The organism is Pontitalea aquivivens (assembly GCF_046507575.1).
GTDB lineage: Bacteria > Pseudomonadota > Alphaproteobacteria > Rhodobacterales > Rhodobacteraceae > Pontitalea > Pontitalea aquivivens.
The window spans coordinates 302,753-318,906 of sequence record NZ_JBKFEY010000001.1 but is presented as its reverse complement, the minus strand read 5'-3'; the positions used below and the strand labels follow the sequence as shown (position 1 = coordinate 318,906).

Genomic DNA, 16,154 nt, shown 5'->3' with positions numbered 1-16,154 from the left:
CCGGCCCGCCCCTGGCGGATCGGCAACCCCTTGCCCGCGAAATGCATTCGCCCGCCCATTGGCACTCGCCCCGGGCACAAAAACGGGTATAAAGGCGAAAAGCACGGCAGGAGGGACGCGCGTGACAGGCAAGCGCAAGACGGCAGTCAAAATCGCAACCCTGGCGCTGGCGACCACGGCGGCGGCGCCGGCGGGTCTGGCCGAACCGATGATCGGCGAAAGCCGGGGCACCTTCGGCATGCCCGGGCTGATCGACATGCCCACCGCCGAAGTGCGCCCCGATGGCACGCTGGGCGGGTCGGTCTTTCGCACGGGCGGCACGCAGCGCAATACCTTCACCTTCCAGATCGCGCCCCGCGTCACCGGGGCCTTTCGTTATTCGCGCGTGCCGGGGCTGTTTTCCGATGGCACGGCGCTTTACGACCGGTCCTTCGACATCCACTGGCAATTCCTGGATGAGGCGGCGGGCTGGCGCCCGGCGATGGCGGTTGGCCTGCGCGATTTCATCGGCACCGGCGTCTATTCGGGCGAATATGTCGTTGCGACCAAAACCATCACCCCGCGCCTGCGGGCCACGGCGGGCCTGGGCTGGGGCCGGCTGGGGTCCGAAGGCGGCATCGGCGCGCCTTTTGGCGACCGCCCGTCGCTGGATTTCGGCAAGGGGGGCAAGGCCAACACCGACCAATGGTTCCGCGGCGAGGCCGCGCCCTTCTTCGGCCTGGCCTGGCAGGCCACCGACCAGCTGACGCTGAAGGCGGAATATTCGTCAGACGCCTATGAACGCGAGGTCGCCGAAGACGGGTTCGACCGCAAATCCGGCGTGAACCTTGCGCTGGATTACCGCATCAACCCGACGGCCAGCGTCTCGGCCTATTACCTTTACGGGTCGGAAGTCGGGTTCCAGTTCAACCTGAACATCGACCCGCGCAAGCCGCCCTTCCCGTCCGGCATCGAACAGGCCCCGCTGCCGGTGCGCCCGCGCCCCGCGCGCGCCGCCGACCCCGAAGGCTGGTCCGGGGCCTGGACCGCCGATCCGACGGTGCTGCCCGGCGTTCAGGCGGTGCTGGCCGAAAGCCTGGCCAGGGACGGGCAGGTGCTGGAATCGATGTCGCTGTCGGCCACCCGGGCCGAGGTGCGGGTGCGCAACGAAACCTATGGCGCCCAGTCGCAGGCCATCGGCCACACCGCGCGCATGCTGACCCGCGCGCTGCCCCCCTCGGTCGAGACGATCGTGATCACCTCGGTGCAGCGCGGGATGCCGGTGTCCTCGGTCACCTTCCGCCGCAGCGATCTGGAGGCGCTGGAAAACCGCAACGCGAACGAAATCCTGCGCCGCGCCAGCATCACCGATGCCGCCGCCGCCCCCGCGCAGGGCCTGCGCCCGACCGAGGATCTGTTCCCGCGCTTCCAATGGGCGCTGACGCCCTATGCCGAAGCCTCGATCTTTGATCCCGACGATCCGTTCCGCATGGATGTGGGCCTGTCGCTGTCGGCGAAATACGAATTTGCCCCGGGGTTCATCCTGTCGGGCAATCTGCGCCAGAAGGCCTTTGGCAATCTGGACGAAAGCACCCGCGTGTCCGATTCCACCGCCTGGACCGACGATGGCTGCACCGTGCTTGATCCGCCGCGCTGCACGCATGTACGGTCCGATCTGGTCGAATACCAGAAGAACAGCGATCTGGCGATCCAGCATCTGACGATGGGCTGGTATGCGCGGCCAGGCGAAAACCTGTACAGCCGCGTCACCGTGGGCCTGCTGGAACGGATGTATGGCGGCGTGTCGGGCGAATTGCTGTGGAAGCCGGTGGACAGCCGCCTGGCCCTGGGCCTTGAGGCGAATTACGTCCGCCAGCGCGATTTCAAGCAGCATTTCGGCTTTCACGACTATGAGGTGCTGACCGGCCATGCCTCGGCCTATTACGACATCGGCAAGGGCTTTACCGGCCAGCTGGACGTGGGCCGCTATCTGAACCAGGATTGGGGCGCCACCATCACCATCGACCGCGAATTCGCCAATGGCTGGAGCGTGGGGGCATTCGCCACCTTCACCGACATGTCCGAGGAAGAATTCGGCGAAGGGTCCTTTGACAAGGGCATCCGCGTCTCGATCCCGGTGGCCTGGACGACGGGCAAGCCGTCGGTCAACAAGGTCAGGACGACGATCCGCCCGCTGACGCGCGACGGCGGCGCCCGCCTGGAACTGGACGGCCGCCTGTATGAAACCGTGCGTGGCAACCACATGGGCGATCTGTATGACGGCTGGGGGAGGTTCTGGCGATGATCGGGGCACGCGCGGCGTTTCTGGCGGCGGGGCTGGCGCTGATCGCGGGCTGCGGCAGCGATACGGGCCAGGCCGAAAAGGCCCAGATCGCGGGCGGTGTGGTGCGCGGGGTGATCGCCACGCTGATGCCCGGCAAGACCGGGGCCGCCCCGGTCGATACCGGGGCGATGGCGCGGTCTGCGCTGGCGTCCAATCGCGGGCCGCTGATTCTGGCCACGCTGGAAGCCCAGGGCCTGACCACCGTTCTGGGCCTGAGCGGACAAAATGGCGCGATGCGCAGCTATATGACGCCGAACCAGCAGGGCCTGATCCTGCGCGACGGGATGCTGGCGGGCACCCGGGGGCTGGGCCATGACCTGATGTCATCCGAACTGGCCGCCGTTTCCGCGCTGGTGCGCGGCCGGCGCGCGGGCAGCGCCGACAAGCTGCACCGTTATCTGGATGGCGAGGGGATCGAACGCCCGCTGCCGCTGCGCTGCACGGTCAGTCTGGGCGCAAATCAGGCCTTCGAAATCGCCGGGACGCCGCATAACGGACAACAGGTCAGGGAAGCCTGCACCGGCGCGGGTCAGCGCATTGAAAACAACTATCTGGTCAACGGCGCGGGCGATATCGTGCTGTCGCGGCAATGGATCGGCCCGCAACTGGGCCATGTCACGATCCAGACCCTGCGCCCCTGAGCCTTTGACACCCAGCAGGCCAAAGACCCGTCGCATCGCGGCGGGTCTTGTCATTCCTGCAGGGCGCATCCCATCGGCCAGCCGACACCGGAACATGCCGCCCGCCAAAATGAAATGACCGGAGAGCCAAGCTCTCCGGCCATTCCAAATCCTTGCGGATCGGTCGGATCAGGAATTCGACGAAGCCGCGGCGATGATGCCCAGCAGCAGCAGCGCCGGAACGATCAGACCCGGGTTCGACGAGGAGGATTCCTCGACAACAACCGGCTCGGCTTCCACGACAGGAGCCGAATAGCCGCCAGCGAAAGCGGTCGAGGCGGTCAGGCCGAGGGCCAGCGCGAGAGTAGCAATTTTCTTCATGATATTCTCCGTCATTACTGTAGAGAGCCGCCGACGCCGACAGCATCGCGATCAACCCTTACACAGATGCGCCACAATGCAAAGAAAAATCCGGTTGCGCTGCACCGCGGCGCACACAACTGTTGCAGAATAGCCAGATCACCCCTGCCCCGCCCGGCCCCCCATCCGTTGACAAGGCCGGGGCTGCGGGCGAATGTGCCCGCGCAACCGGCTTGAGGACTGGCACATGAAAATCGCAATGATCGGAACCGGATATGTCGGGCTTGTCTCGGGGGTGTGCCTGTCCGATTTCGGCCATGAAGTGGTCTGCGTCGACAAGGACCCGCGCAAGATCGACATGCTGATGCGCGGCGAGGTGCCCATCTTCGAACCGGGGCTGGACCAGTTGATGGCCAAAAACGTGGCCGCGGGGCGGCTGTCGTTCACGCAGGATCTGGCGGCCGCACTGGCCGATGCCGAAGCGGTCTTTATCGCCGTGGGCACCCCCACCCGGCGCGGCGACGGCCATGCCGATCTGACCTATGTCACCGCCGCGGCCGAGGAAATCGCCCGCACAATGACCCATTACACCGTGGTCGTGACGAAATCGACCGTGCCGGTGGGCACCAACCAGATGGTGGCCGACACGATCCGCCGGGTGCGGCCCGATGCCGACTTCGACGTGGCCTCGAACCCCGAATTCCTGCGTGAAGGCGCCGCGATCGACGATTTCATGCGCCCCGACCGGATCGTCGTCGGTGTCACCTCGGATCGCGCCAGGGCGGTGATGGGCGAAATCTATCGCCCCCTGTTCCTGCGCGAATTCCCGATCCTTTATACCGATCTGGAAACGGCCGAACTGATCAAATACGCCGCCAATGCCTTTCTGGCGACCAAGATCACCTTCATCAACGAAATCGCGCAGCTGTGCGAACGGGTGGGCGCGAACATCAAGGAGGTGTCGCGCGGCATGGGCCTGGACGGGCGCATCGGCAACAAGTTCCTGCATGCCGGCCCAGGCTATGGCGGATCGTGTTTCCCCAAGGATACCAAGGCCCTGGCACGGATGGGCCAGGATCATGCCGTGCCCATGCAGATCGTGGAAACCGTCATCAAGGTCAATGACGAGGTGAAGCGGCGGATGATCGACAAGGTGGTCGATCTGTGCGGGGGCTCGGTCAATGGCAAGACGGTGGCGGTGCTGGGGGTGACGTTCAAGCCCAACACCGACGACATGCGCGATGCCCCCGCGCTGACGATCGTGCCCGCGCTGGTGGGGGCAGGCGCCAAGGTGCGCGTCGTCGATCCCCAAGGCAAAGCCGAGGGCGAGGCGCTGTTGCCCGGCGTGCATTGGGCCGATGATGCCTACAAGGCCGCCCATAATGCCGATTGCGTCGTGATCCTGACGGAATGGAACGAATTCCGCGCGCTGGATCTGGCGAAACTGGCCCGCAAGATGACGGTGGCGCGGCTGGCGGACCTGCGCAACATCTATAATCAGGCCGATGCGGCAAAGGCCGGCTTTGTCGCCTATACCAGCGTCGGGCGGTAAGGCGCGCGTTCAGCCGCCCACCCGCCCGCGCAACGGCAGCGACAGCACGAACAGCGCCGCCGCAGCCGTTACGATCGAGGGCCCCGCGGGCGTGCCGAACCGCATGGATGCGCCCAGCCCCGCCAGGACCGACACCGCCCCCGCCAGCGTGGCCGCCGCCGCCATCTGTTCGGGCGTGCGCGCCACACCGCGCGCCGCCGCCGCCGGAACGATCAGCAGCGCCGAAATCAGCAGCGCCCCCACGATCTTGATCGACACCGCCACCACCAGCGCCAGCGCCAGCGTCAGCGCCAGGCGTTCATGCCGCGGGTTCAGCCCGGCAGCCTGGGCCAGTTCCTCATTCACCGTGGCGGTCAACAGCCCCTGCCAGCGCCAGACCAGCAGCGCCAGCACCGCCAGCGCGCCCCCCGCCACCACCGCCAGATCGGCACGGCTGACCGCCAGGATGTCGCCAAACAGCCAGGCGCTCAGGTCCACCCGCAGCCCCGACTGGAACGATGCCGCAACCAGCCCCAGCGCCAGCGCCGAATGCGCCAGCACCCCCAGCGTCGTATCCATCGCATGGCCGCGCCCGGCCAGCGTGGCCACCGTGATCGCCATGCCCAGCGCCACCGCCAGCGTGCCGGCATAGACCGACAGGCCAAAGCCAAAGGAAATCGCCACCCCCAGGATCGCGGCATGGGCCGTGGCATCGCCGAAATAGGCCATGCGCCGCCACACCACCAGCGCCCCCAGGGGGCCGGTCGCCAGGGTCAGGCCAAGCCCCGCCAGCGCGGCGCGCGTCAGGAAATCGTCAAGCATGATCGTGCCCCGCGCAGGTGTCGTCGTGGGAATGCGGATGGGCCTGATGCGGATGGGCCGGATCATGGCCGTGGCCCGCAGCATGATCATGATCATGGTCATGGTCATGGTCATGGCGATACAGCGCGAACGCCCCGCCCGTGCCCAGCCCGAACAGCGCGCGATATTCCGGCGCGGCGGACACGACCCGCGGCGTCCCCTCGCAGCAGATATGGCCGTTCAGACAGATCACCCGGTCCGAGGCCGACATCACCACATGCAGATCGTGGCTGACCATCAGCACGGCGGCGCCGGTTTCGGCCCGCACCTCTTCGATCAGGCGATAGAAGGCCGCGGTGCCGGGCTGGTCCAGGCCCTGCGTCGCCTCATCCAGGATCAGGATATCGGGCCGGGCCAACAGCGCGCGGGCCAGCATCACGCGCTGAAACTGCCCGCCCGAAAGCGCCGCCATCTGCCGCGTCTCCAGCCCCGCCACGCCGGTCCGCGCCAGCGCCTCGCGCGCGGCGGCATCGCTGACCCGGCGGGGCAGCGACAGAAAGCGGCGCACCGTCATCGGCAGGCTGGCATCCAGATGCAGCCGTTGCGGCACATAGCCGATCCGCAGCCCCAGCGCGCGCGTCACACGGCCCCCGGCCAGCGGCTGCAAGCCGATCAGCGCCCGGATCAGCGTCGACTTGCCCGAGCCATTGGGCCCGACGATGGTCACGATCTCGCCACGGTCGATGGTGAAATCCACCCCCTGCAGCACCGCCGCGCCACCGTGGCGCACACCCAGGCCGCGCGCGTCGATCAGGCTCATGCCGCGGTCCCCCGGGCACAGGCGGGGCACAGGCCCAGCGCCTCGATATTGGCGCGCTCGACCCGGAAACCAACCGCCGCCGCCGCCATATCCAGCGCGGCGCGCACCGGCTCACCCGCGGTTTCGGCGACGCTGTCGCAGGCCCGGCAGATCAGGAAGACCGGGGCATGCGCCAGCCCCGGGTGCATGCAGGCGGCAAAGGCGTTCAGCCGCCGGATGCGATGGGCCAGCCCATGTTCCACCAGAAATTCCAGCGCGCGATAGGCGACCGGGGGCTGATGGCCAAAGCCATCGGCTGCCAGCCGGTCCAGCACCTCATAGGCGCCCATGGCGCGATGCGCCTCCAGCAGGATTTCCAGCGCGCGCCGCCGCACCGGGGTCAGCCGGGCACCGCGTTCGGCGGCGACCGCCTCGGCCCGGGCCAGCGTGTCGCCCGCGCAATGGCTGTGGTCATGGCGGGCAAAGGCCAGCCTGGCCGGATCTGGCTGCGGGTCTGGCGGCGGGGGGACATCCTGCATTTGGTTATCTTATCACATTTCTCTTGACCTGTTACGCTATAACATAAATAACACCCGCCGAAGCTACAAGCCATAACGGAGATCCCATGTCCCGCCTTCCCCTGCTGGCGCTTGCGCCGCTTGCCCTGGCACCGCTGTCCGCGCTGGCCGCCCCCCCCGCGGTGGTGACCGACATCCCGCCTGTGCATGCCCTGGTGGCCGATGTGATGGGCGATCTGGGCACGCCCACATTGCTGCTGGATCGGGGCGCGAATGCGCATGACTATCAGATGCGCCCCGCCGATGCGCGCGCGCTGCAGGATGCGGATCTGGTCTTCTGGATGGGCGCGCGCATGACCCCCTGGCTTGACCGCGCGCTGAACGGGCTGGCCGCTGATACCCGTGCCATGGCCCTGCTGGAATCCGAGACCACCTTCCGCCGCGATTTCGGCGATGCCAGTGCCCATGATCACGGCGATCATGAGGATCATGACGCCACAGGACACGAAGCCGGGGATCACGCCGCCGGGGACCATGACGATCACGCCCATGACGGGCTTGACCCCCATGCCTGGCTTGACCCGGCCAATGCCCGCGCCTGGCTGGCGGTAATCGCCGCGGAACTGTCGGCCGCCGATCCCGAAAACGCCACCCGCTACAGCGCCAATGCCGAAGCCGCAGGCGCGCGGATCGCGGCGCTGGATGCCCGCCTTGCCGCCGGCCTGGCCCCGGTTCGGGATACGCCCTTCATCGTCTTTCACGACGCTTACGGCTATTTCGCGGGCCATTACGGGTTGAACGTTGCCGGTTCGGTCAACCTTGGCGATGCCACCGCGCCGGGTGCACGCCATCTGGCCGATCTGCGCGATCGCCTTGGCGCGCAGGGCGTGCGCTGTGCCTTCCCCGAGGCGCAGCACGACCCCAAACAGCTGGCCATCGTGATCGAGGGCACCGATGTGCGGCTGGGCGGCACGCTTGACCCCGCGGGCAGCCTGCTGGATCCGGGCCCGGCGCTGTATGACCGGCTGCTGGCGGGCATGGCACAGACCCTGCTGGACTGTCTGGCCCAAAACTGATCCCCGCGATCGGTTGATCGCCGGGCGAAAGCGTGCTTTCTGCGCCGCCAGACCGGGTAAAACGGGATAGGCGCCATGAACAGCACAATTTCCTGGATCGCGCTGGCGGCAGAGGGGGCCGATCTGCGCGCCTTTGGCGTGGATGCGGCGGGCCGGATCCGGCAGGACTGGCATGCCCCCCTGGCCGAGGCCCCGGCGCGTATCGCAGGCTGGCGCGGCAACCCCGGCCTGGGGGGCCTGCCGGCGGCGGCGGCGGGGCTGGACCATCCGGCACCGCGTGCCCTGCCCTGCCCGCCCCTGCCGCAGGCGCCCGACCTGCCGCGCCCCGATGCCGCCGGTGTCACCCATCTGCCGGGGCTGATGCAGACAAATCCGCCCCTGGCCCTGCCCGCCGCCGCCACCGCGCGGATCGGCGGGGTGCTGGCCGCCGATCCGGGCTTTGACGGGGTGATCTGCCTGCCGGGGCCGCGCTGCATCTGGGCGCAGATCAGCGCAGGCGAAGTCGTCAGCGCGGTTGCCACCGCCGATGCCACGCTGGCCACGGCCTTTGGCCTGACCGCGCCCGCCCCCGATGACCCGCAATTTCTGACCGCCCTGTCCGACACCCTGTCGCGCCCCGAACGGATGCTGCGCCATCTGGGCGCGCCCGAGGCCAGCGCCGCCACCCAGGCAGGCAGCCTGATCGGCGCCGCGCTGGCCGCGACCCGGCCCTGGTGGCTGGGCCAGCCGGTTCGGGTGCTGGGCCGGGGCGACTGGCCGGGGCTGTACGCCGCCGCGCTGGCCGCACAGGGCGTGGCCGCCGTGGCAGGCGATGGCGATGCGGCGCTGGTCGCGGGGCTGGCGCGGATTTTACCCCGCGCCGGGGCGTGACGGGCGCCAGACGCGCCCGCCGCAGGGACAAACCTGCGCTCAGGCCTTCCTGCGCTCAGGCCTTCATGTCAAAGCCCAGATGACGGGCGACGGTGAAGATGTCCTTGTCGCCGCGGCCACACATGTTCATCACCAGCAGGTGATCCTTGGGCAGGTCGGGCGCGATCTTGATGACATGGGCCAGCGCATGGCTGGGTTCCAGCGCGGGGATAATCCCTTCCAGCGCGCAGCACAGCTGAAACGCCTCAAGCGCCTCGGTATCGGTGATGGCGACATATTCCGCCCGGCCCATGTCATGCAGCCAGGCATGTTCCGGCCCGATCCCGGGATAATCAAGGCCCGCGGAAATCGAATGGCCTTCCAGGATCTGGCCATCGTCATCCTGCAGCAGATAGGTGCGGTTGCCATGCAGCACACCCGGACGCCCGCCGGTCAGGCTGGCGCAATGTTCCATCTTTTCGTTGACACCCCTGCCCCCGGCCTCAACCCCGATGATGCGCACCGAGGCGTCGTCCAGGAACGGGTAGAACAGGCCCATCGCGTTCGACCCGCCGCCGATCGCGGCAATGATCGTATCGGGCAGGCGGCCTTCGCGTTCCAGGATCTGTTCGCGGGTTTCCTTGCCGATGATCGACTGAAAATCGCGCACCATCGCGGGGTAAGGATGCGGCCCCGCGACCGTGCCGATGCAATAGAAGGTGTCGCGCACATTGGTCACCCAGTCGCGCAAGGCATCGTTCATCGCATCCTTCAGCGTGCCCCGGCCCGACGTGACCGGCACCACCTCGGCGCCCAGCAGCCGCATGCGAAAGACGTTGGGCGCCTGGCGTTCCACATCGGTCGCCCCCATATAGACCACGCATTTCAGCCCGAACCGCGCGCAGACGGTGGCGGTCGCCACGCCATGCTGGCCCGCGCCGGTTTCCGCGATGATGCGGGTCTTGCCCATCCGCATCGCCAGCAGGATCTGGCCCAGCACGTTGTTGATCTTGTGCGCGCCGGTGTGGTTCAGCTCATCGCGCTTGAGGTAGATCCTGGCGCCGCCCAGATGTTCGGTCAGGCGCTCGGCGTGATACAGCGGGCTGGGGCGGCCGACGTAATGTTTCCACAGATCGTCCATCTGCGCCCAGAAGCTGGCATCGGTCTTGGCGTGTTCATACTGCGCCTCAAGCTCCAGGATCAGCGGCATCAGCGTTTCGGACACGAACCGCCCGCCAAAGATGCCGAAGCGGCCGTTCTCATCCGGCCCGGTCTGGAAGGAATTGATAAAATCTTCGGCCATGCTGGTCCCCTGTCAGTCCAGATCGCGTTTAAAGCCAATATGGCTCGGGGTAAAGCCAAGCCGCGTGTAGAAATCCTGCGCGCGGGCACGCGCCTTGTTGGTGGTCAGTTGCAGCAGCCGGCAGCCGGCGGCGCGGGCGCGGGCCTCGGCATCGGCGATCAGCGCCGCACCGACGCCCTGCCCCCGCAGGTCCGCCGCCACCCGCAGCGATTCCAGCTGCGCCCGGCGCGCGGCGCGCAGCGACAGCCCCGAAATGAAGGTGATCTGATAGGTCGCCACGATCCGGCCCGCCGCATCCTCGGCCACGATCAGATGATTGGCACCTTCGGCCCGCATCGCGGCAAAGGCGGCGTGATAGGGGGCCAGATCCGTCCCCTCGCGCGCCTGGCCCAGCATGTCATCGGCCAGCAGCGCCACAACCGCGGGCACATCATCCGCGCTGGCCGCGCGCCAGCGGATCATGCCGACGCCGCCGCGACAAAGGCGCGGATCAGCGCGCCGTCCTTGACCCCCGGCGCGCTTTCCACGCCCGACGACACATCCACCTGCCGCGCGCCCGTCAGCCGCACCGCCGCAGCGACATTGTCCGGCGTCAGCCCGCCCGCCAGCATCCAGGGCTTGTCCCATGTCCGCCCCGCGATCAGCCGCCAGTCAAAGGCCAGCCCGTTGCCGCCAGGCAGCGCCGCCCCCTTGGGGGCCTTGGCATCGACCAGGATCTGATCGGCCACCGCCTCATAGGCGGGCAGCCGGTCCAGATCGGCGGCTTCGGCAATGCCCACCGCCTTCATCACCGGCAACCCGAACCGGGCGCGCACCTGGGCGACGCGATCGGGGCTTTCGTGGCCATGCAGTTGCAGCATGTCGATGGGCACCTGATCCAGGATCGCCCCGATCGTGGCGTCATCGGCATCGACGACCAACGCCACCTTGGCCACGCCCACCGGCACCTCCAGCGCCAGCGCGCGGGCCTGCGCGATGGTCAGGTTGCGCGGCGATTTCGGGAAAAAGACAAAGCCCAGATAGGCCGCCCCCGCCGCGACGGCCGCGGCGATGGCAGAGGGCTCGGTCAGCCCGCAGATTTTCACACGGATGGTCATGGCCCCGATCTAGGCCTTGCGCGCCGAATTATCCAGAAGCGCCAGTACATCATCCTGGGGGCCCTGCGTATCCTGGCGCAGCTTCTTCACCTCACGCGACAGGCGCTCCGCCTCGCGACGGGTCTGGGCGGCTTCGGCCCGCAGGCGGTGTTCGCGCATCCATTCCCAGACAAAGCCGATCAGCAGCCCCAGCAACACCCCGCCCAGAATCACCAGGAACAGCGGCACCTGCACCGCCCAGTCGACGCCCAGGAAGGCACCGGCCTCGGGCGGCAGCGCGCGCAATTCCACCGGCGCGCGATTCGACAGCGCCAACGCGATCATCACCACCGCAAGCGCGGCCAGGAACAGGTAGCGCAGGGCGCGGATCATCAGCCGTCCTCACCGTTCAGCCGGTCACGCAGCAGCTTGCCGGTCTTGAAGAAGGGAACGTGCTTTTCCTCAACCTCGACCGTGTCGCCGGTGCGCGGGTTGCGGCCCGTGCGCGCGTCACGTTTCTTGACCGAGAACGCCCCGAACCCACGCAGTTCCACCCGGTCGCCCCGGGCCATGGCCTCGACGATTTCCTCAAAGATCGTGTTCACGATCTTTTCGACGTCGCGCTGGAACAGATGCGGGTTTTCTTCGGCGATCTTGGCGATCAGTTCCGATCGGATCATGTGGCAAATCCCCCCAGAGTCCCCCGGGCGATCCCCCGGGCGTTATCTGCCCGACTATAGGCAGAAAATCGCGCGGCACAAACAGCAAAGGCTTGGAATAAAGCGGATTTCCGCCACTCCTTCGCAGGGGGACGGGTTTTTTGCGCATAGCGCGCCGGCCCTGCGGGCGGCAAACCGCGCCAAGGGGGCGAATCGGGGCAACGAAAACGGCCCCGCCACGGGGGCGGGGCCGTCGGAAGATCAGGGCCACCACAGCGGCGGCCCCACAGGCTTAGCGGTCGCCCGAGCCTTTCAGCGCGGCGCCCAGGATATCGCCCAGCGAGGCACCCGAGTCGGAAGAACCGTACTGTTCCACGGCCTCTTTCTCTTCGGCGATCTCGCGCGCCTTGATCGACAGGCCCAGACGGCGGGTCTTGGCATCGACATTGGTCACGCGCACGTCGACCTTGTCACCAACCTGGAAACGCTCGGGGCGCTGGTCGGCACGGTCGCGCGACAGGTCCGAACGACGGATGAAGGACTTCATGCCGTTGTATTCGACCTCGATGCCGCCATCCTCGATCGCGGTCACTTCGACCGTGATCACCGAACCGCGCTTCACGCCGTCAACCGCATCCGAGAAGTTGTCGGCATCCAGCGACTTGATCGACAGCGAGATGCGTTCCTTCTCGACATCGACCTCGGTGACGACGGCCTTGACCACATCGCCCTTGCGGTAGTTCTGGATCGCATCCTCGCCACGCTGTTCCCACGACAGGTCGGACAGGTGAACCATGCCGTCGATGTCGTTTTCCAGGCCGATGAACAGACCGAATTCGGTGATGTTCTTGACTTCGCCCTCGATGACGGTGCCGACCGGATGCGTTTCCGAGAACACTTCCCACGGGTTGCGCATGGTCTGCTTGAGACCCAGCGACACACGGCGCTTGGCGGTGTCGATCTCCAGCACCATGACGTCGACTTCCTGGCTGGTCGAAACGATCTTGCCGGGGTGCACGTTCTTCTTGGTCCAGGACATTTCGCTGACGTGAACCAGACCCTCGACACCGGCTTCCAGTTCGACGAAGGCGCCGTAATCGGTGATGTTGGTCACGCGGCCCTTGTGGACCGAACCGATCGGGTAGGACCGTTCCACCGAATCCCACGGATCGTTCTGCAGCTGCTTCATGCCCAGGCTGATGCGGTGGGTTTCCTTGTTGATCTTGACGACCTGAACCTTGACGGTCTCGCCGATCGACAGGATCTCGGACGGGTGGTTGACGCGGCGCCAGGCCATGTCGGTGACGTGCAGCAGGCCGTCGACACCGCCCAGATCAACGAAGGCGCCGTATTCGGTGATGTTCTTGACCACACCATCCACAACCTGACCTTCGGACAGGTTGCCGATGACTTCGGCGCGCTGTTCGGCGCGGCTTTCTTCCAGGATCGCACGGCGCGACACGACGATATTGCCACGGCGACGGTCCATCTTCAGGATCTGGAACGGCTGCTTCAGCCCCATCAGGGGGCCCGCATCGCGCACGGGACGCACGTCAACCTGGCTGCCCGGCAGGAAGGCCACGGCGCCGCCCAGATCGACGGTGAAGCCACCCTTGACGCGGCCGAAGATGGCGCCATCGACGCGCTCTTCGCTGGCATAGGCTTTTTCCAGACGGTCCCAGGCTTCCTCGCGGCGGGCCTTCTCACGGCTGATGACAGCCTCGCCACGCGCGTTTTCGACGCGGTCCAGGTAAACCTCGACCTCATCGCCAACGGCGATCGCGGGGGCCTCGCCGGGATTGGCGAATTCCTTCAGATCGACGCGGCCTTCCATCTTGTAGCCGACGTCGATGATGGCCTGGCCCGCCTCGATGGCGATGACCTTGCCCTTGACCACCGAACCTTCGTTCGGCGTGTCGATTTCCAGGCTCTCGTTCAGAAGGGCCTCGAATTCTTCCATAGTCGCTTTAGCGCACATGCGTGTCAGTTTCCTTTGCGTGTGTTTCACAGGCCATGCGGTTGGCTCCGCCGGTCTTTCGTTGCAATGCCACGACCGGGCCACGGCAACGCCGGGCCCTTCGGACCGGGTCCGTATAGGGACGAATCCCCGACCCGGCAAGCATGGAATCGCACAGCCCCCGGTTTCAGCCCGCCTGCGGCAGCTTTTGGCGGATCACCGCGGTCGCATGCTCGACCGCCTCGTCGATCCCCATCTCCGAGGTGTCGATCACCACCGCATCCCCGGCCGGCCGCATCGGCGCGGTGGCGCGGTCACTGTCGCGCCGGTCGCGCGCGATGACCTGAGCCAGCACCTCGGCCTCATCCCCGCCGACCTCCAGCCAGCGCCGGTGCGCGCGCACCGGCGCGCTGGCGGTCACGAACAGCTTCACCTCGGCCTCGGGGCAGATCACCGTGCCGATGTCGCGCCCGTCCAGCACCGCACCGCCCTGGCCCCGGGCAAAGCGACGCTGAAAATCCACAAGCGCCGCGCGCACCTCGGGCATCACCGCGACTTTCGAGGCCGCCTCGCCCGCGGCCAGGCTGCGCAGATCCGCACGCGCCAGATCCGCCGCCGAAAGCCCCCGCGCCGCCGCGACCGGATCGGCGCCCTCGGCCACAAGCGCGCCCACCGCACGATACAGCAGCCCCGTATCCAGATGCGCAAACCCGAACCGCGCGGCCAGCGCCCGGCTGATCGTGCCCTTGCCCGCCGCCGCCGGCCCGTCGATGGCTACCGTGAACCGCATCCCCGCCCCCGTGCTTCAGGCCGCCGCTGCGTCCTGAGTATTTTTGCCAAGAAGAAACAGCATTTTCATCTTGCTCCAAATACCTCCGCCGGAGGCTCCCGCACCCTGCCTCAGGGGCGCCGTTCGATCCGCGCGCCCAGGCCCGCCATCAGGCCTTCGAACGTCGGGAACGAGGTCGCGATGGGCGAACCGTCATCGACCGTGATCGGCCCCTGCGACACCAGCCCCAGCACCAGAAAGCTCATGGCGATGCGATGGTCGATATGGGTGGCGCAGGTGGCGCCGCCCGGCACGCCATCGGGACCCAGGCCATGCACGATCAGCGTGTCTGGATCTTCCTCGACCCGCAGGCCGCAGGCTTCAAGCCCGCGCGCCATCGCGTCGATCCGGTCGCTTTCCTTCACGCGCAGCTCCTTGACCCCGCGCATCACCGTAGTGCCGCTGGCACAGGCGGCAACCACCGCCAGCACCGGATATTCGTCGATCATCGAGGCCGCGCGCTCGGCCGGCACCTCGATCCCCGTCAACGCCGAATGGCGCACGCGCAGGTCGGCCACCGGCTCACCGCCCTCCTCGCGCGGGTTTTCAAAGGTTATGTCGGCGCCCATCTCGACCAGCGTGGTGAACAGGCCGTTGCGCGTGGGGTTCTGGCTGACGCCCGGCACAAGGATGTCCGAGCCCGGCACGATCAGCGCCGCGCAGACCGGAAAGGCGGCCGAGGACGGATCGCGCGGCACCGCCACCACCTGCCCGCGCAGATCGGGCTGGCCCTGCAGCGTGATGACACGGCCCTCGGGCGTTTCCTCAACGCTCAGTTCCGCACCAAAGCCACGCAGCATGCGTTCGGTATGATCGCGCGTCGCTTCCTTCTCGATCACCACGGTCTGGCCCGGCGCGTTCAGCCCCGCCAGCAACACCGCCGATTTGACCTGCGCCGAGGGCATCGGCACCGCGTAGCGCACCGGCACCGGGTCCGCCGCGCCCACCACCGTCATCGGCAGCCGCCCGCCCGCGCGCCCATAGGCCCGCGCCCCGAACAGCGCCAGCGGATCGGTCACCCGCCCCATCGGCCGCTTGCGCAAGGATGCGTCGCCCGTAAAGGTCGCGCTGATCGCCGAGGTCGCCATGCAGCCCATGATCAGCCGCACGCCCGTGCCCGAATTGCCGCAATCGATCACATCGGCGGGTTCGGCAAAGCCGCCCACGCCCACGCCCTGCACCACCCATTCGCCGGGGACCACCCGCGTGACCTCGGCCCCGAAGGCGCGCATCGCCTTGGCGGTGTCCAGCACGTCCTGGCCTTCCAGCAGGCCGGTGATCCGCGTCTCGCCGACCGACAGCGCGCCCAGGATCAGCGCCCGGTGCGAGATCGACTTGTCGCCCGGAACCTCGGCCACGCCGCGCAGCGGCCCGCCCCTGCGGGACATCATCGGAATCGGATCGCCGTGGCCGGACATGGGTGCCTCCCTCTTGGTCGCTTCCCTGTTAGCCC

Annotated in this window: 17 protein-coding genes; 5 read left to right on the top strand and 12 right to left on the bottom strand. The window is 67.5% G+C overall.

Going from position 1 to position 16,154, the window contains the following annotated elements; genetic code table 11:
* The first annotated feature begins 121 nt into the window (after positions 1–121).
* Positions 122–2,284, top strand: a complete 2,163-nt coding sequence (locus tag ACK8OU_RS01540; protein ID WP_410301575.1) for a YjbH domain-containing protein — start codon at positions 122–124, stop codon at positions 2,282–2,284.
* Positions 2,281–2,964 carry a YjbF family lipoprotein gene (locus tag ACK8OU_RS01535; RefSeq protein ID WP_410301574.1) on the top strand — a complete coding sequence of 228 codons (684 nt, stop codon included), beginning with the start codon at positions 2,281–2,283 and terminating at the stop codon, positions 2,962–2,964. The genes ACK8OU_RS01540 and ACK8OU_RS01535 overlap by 4 nt, the downstream gene beginning before the upstream one ends.
* Positions 2,965–3,132: 168 nt before the next feature.
* Here the strand turns inward: ACK8OU_RS01535 and ACK8OU_RS01530 are convergent, their stop codons facing one another.
* Positions 3,133–3,324, bottom strand: a complete 192-nt coding sequence (locus ACK8OU_RS01530) for a hypothetical protein (protein ID WP_410301573.1) — start codon at positions 3,322–3,324, stop codon at positions 3,133–3,135.
* Between the two features lie 226 nt (positions 3,325–3,550).
* Between ACK8OU_RS01530 and ACK8OU_RS01525 the strand changes: the two genes are divergently transcribed.
* Positions 3,551–4,855 carry a UDP-glucose dehydrogenase family protein gene (locus ACK8OU_RS01525; RefSeq protein ID WP_410301572.1) on the top strand — a complete coding sequence of 435 codons (1,305 nt, stop codon included), beginning with the start codon at positions 3,551–3,553 and terminating at the stop codon, positions 4,853–4,855.
* A 9-nt stretch (positions 4,856–4,864) separates the two neighbouring features.
* On the opposite strand, the gene ACK8OU_RS01520 is transcribed toward ACK8OU_RS01525, so the two are convergent.
* From ACK8OU_RS01520 to ACK8OU_RS01510, 3 genes are read right to left on the bottom strand one after another with little or no spacing between them, the layout of a single operon-like run.
* The gene (locus ACK8OU_RS01520) at positions 4,865–5,656 is read right to left on the bottom strand and encodes an iron chelate uptake ABC transporter family permease subunit (RefSeq protein WP_410301998.1); all 792 of its coding nucleotides are present in this window, start codon (positions 5,654–5,656) and stop codon (positions 4,865–4,867) included.
* The gene (locus tag ACK8OU_RS01515) at positions 5,649–6,455 is read right to left on the bottom strand and encodes a metal ABC transporter ATP-binding protein (protein WP_410301571.1); all 807 of its coding nucleotides are present in this window, start codon (positions 6,453–6,455) and stop codon (positions 5,649–5,651) included. Before ACK8OU_RS01515 ends, ACK8OU_RS01520 begins: the two co-directional genes overlap by 8 nt.
* Entirely contained in the window at positions 6,452–6,973 is a 522-nt protein-coding gene (locus tag ACK8OU_RS01510) for a Fur family transcriptional regulator (RefSeq protein WP_410301570.1), read from the bottom strand. The genes ACK8OU_RS01515 and ACK8OU_RS01510 overlap by 4 nt, the downstream gene beginning before the upstream one ends.
* An 86-nt stretch (positions 6,974–7,059) precedes the next feature.
* Between ACK8OU_RS01510 and ACK8OU_RS01505 the strand changes: the two genes are divergently transcribed.
* Positions 7,060–8,028, top strand: a complete 969-nt coding sequence (locus ACK8OU_RS01505; protein WP_410301569.1) for a zinc ABC transporter substrate-binding protein — start codon at positions 7,060–7,062, stop codon at positions 8,026–8,028.
* Between the two features lie 75 nt (positions 8,029–8,103).
* Positions 8,104–8,898 (top strand): 2-dehydro-3-deoxygalactonokinase, encoded by a 795-nt coding sequence (locus ACK8OU_RS01500; protein WP_410301568.1) that lies wholly within the window; start codon positions 8,104–8,106, stop codon positions 8,896–8,898.
* A gap of 55 nt (positions 8,899–8,953) precedes the next feature.
* Here ACK8OU_RS01500 and trpB read toward each other — a convergent pair whose 3' ends face one another.
* From trpB to aroA, 8 genes are all read right to left on the bottom strand, one after another.
* On the bottom strand, positions 8,954–10,180 hold the full coding sequence (gene trpB / locus ACK8OU_RS01495) for a tryptophan synthase subunit beta (protein WP_410301566.1): 1,227 nt from the start codon (positions 10,178–10,180) through the stop codon (positions 8,954–8,956).
* Positions 10,181–10,192: 12 nt separating this feature from the next.
* A complete protein-coding gene (locus ACK8OU_RS01490) occupies positions 10,193–10,642 on the bottom strand; it encodes a GNAT family N-acetyltransferase (protein ID WP_410301565.1) in 450 nt (149 codons plus the stop codon).
* The gene (locus tag ACK8OU_RS01485; protein ID WP_410301564.1) at positions 10,639–11,277 is read right to left on the bottom strand and encodes a phosphoribosylanthranilate isomerase; all 639 of its coding nucleotides are present in this window, start codon (positions 11,275–11,277) and stop codon (positions 10,639–10,641) included. Before ACK8OU_RS01485 ends, ACK8OU_RS01490 begins: the two co-directional genes overlap by 4 nt.
* A gap of 9 nt (positions 11,278–11,286) precedes the next feature.
* Positions 11,287–11,649, bottom strand: a complete 363-nt coding sequence (locus ACK8OU_RS01480) for a lipopolysaccharide assembly protein LapA domain-containing protein (protein ID WP_284040767.1) — start codon at positions 11,647–11,649, stop codon at positions 11,287–11,289.
* Positions 11,649–11,936: an integration host factor subunit beta gene (gene ihfB, locus ACK8OU_RS01475; RefSeq protein ID WP_410301563.1), complete on the bottom strand. Its 288-nt coding sequence runs from the start codon at positions 11,934–11,936 to the stop codon at positions 11,649–11,651. The genes ACK8OU_RS01480 and ihfB overlap by 1 nt, the downstream gene beginning before the upstream one ends.
* A 271-nt stretch (positions 11,937–12,207) precedes the next feature.
* On the bottom strand, positions 12,208–13,893 hold the full coding sequence (gene rpsA, locus ACK8OU_RS01470; RefSeq protein ID WP_410301562.1) for a 30S ribosomal protein S1: 1,686 nt from the start codon (positions 13,891–13,893) through the stop codon (positions 12,208–12,210).
* Positions 13,894–14,059: 166 nt separating this feature from the next.
* Complete coding sequence (locus ACK8OU_RS01465; protein ID WP_410301561.1) at positions 14,060–14,662, bottom strand: (d)CMP kinase; 603 nt, start codon at positions 14,660–14,662, stop codon at positions 14,060–14,062.
* Positions 14,663–14,772: 110 nt separating this feature from the next.
* The gene (gene aroA / locus ACK8OU_RS01460; RefSeq protein ID WP_410301560.1) at positions 14,773–16,119 is read right to left on the bottom strand and encodes a 3-phosphoshikimate 1-carboxyvinyltransferase; all 1,347 of its coding nucleotides are present in this window, start codon (positions 16,117–16,119) and stop codon (positions 14,773–14,775) included.
* Positions 16,120–16,154: the final 35 nt, after the last annotated feature.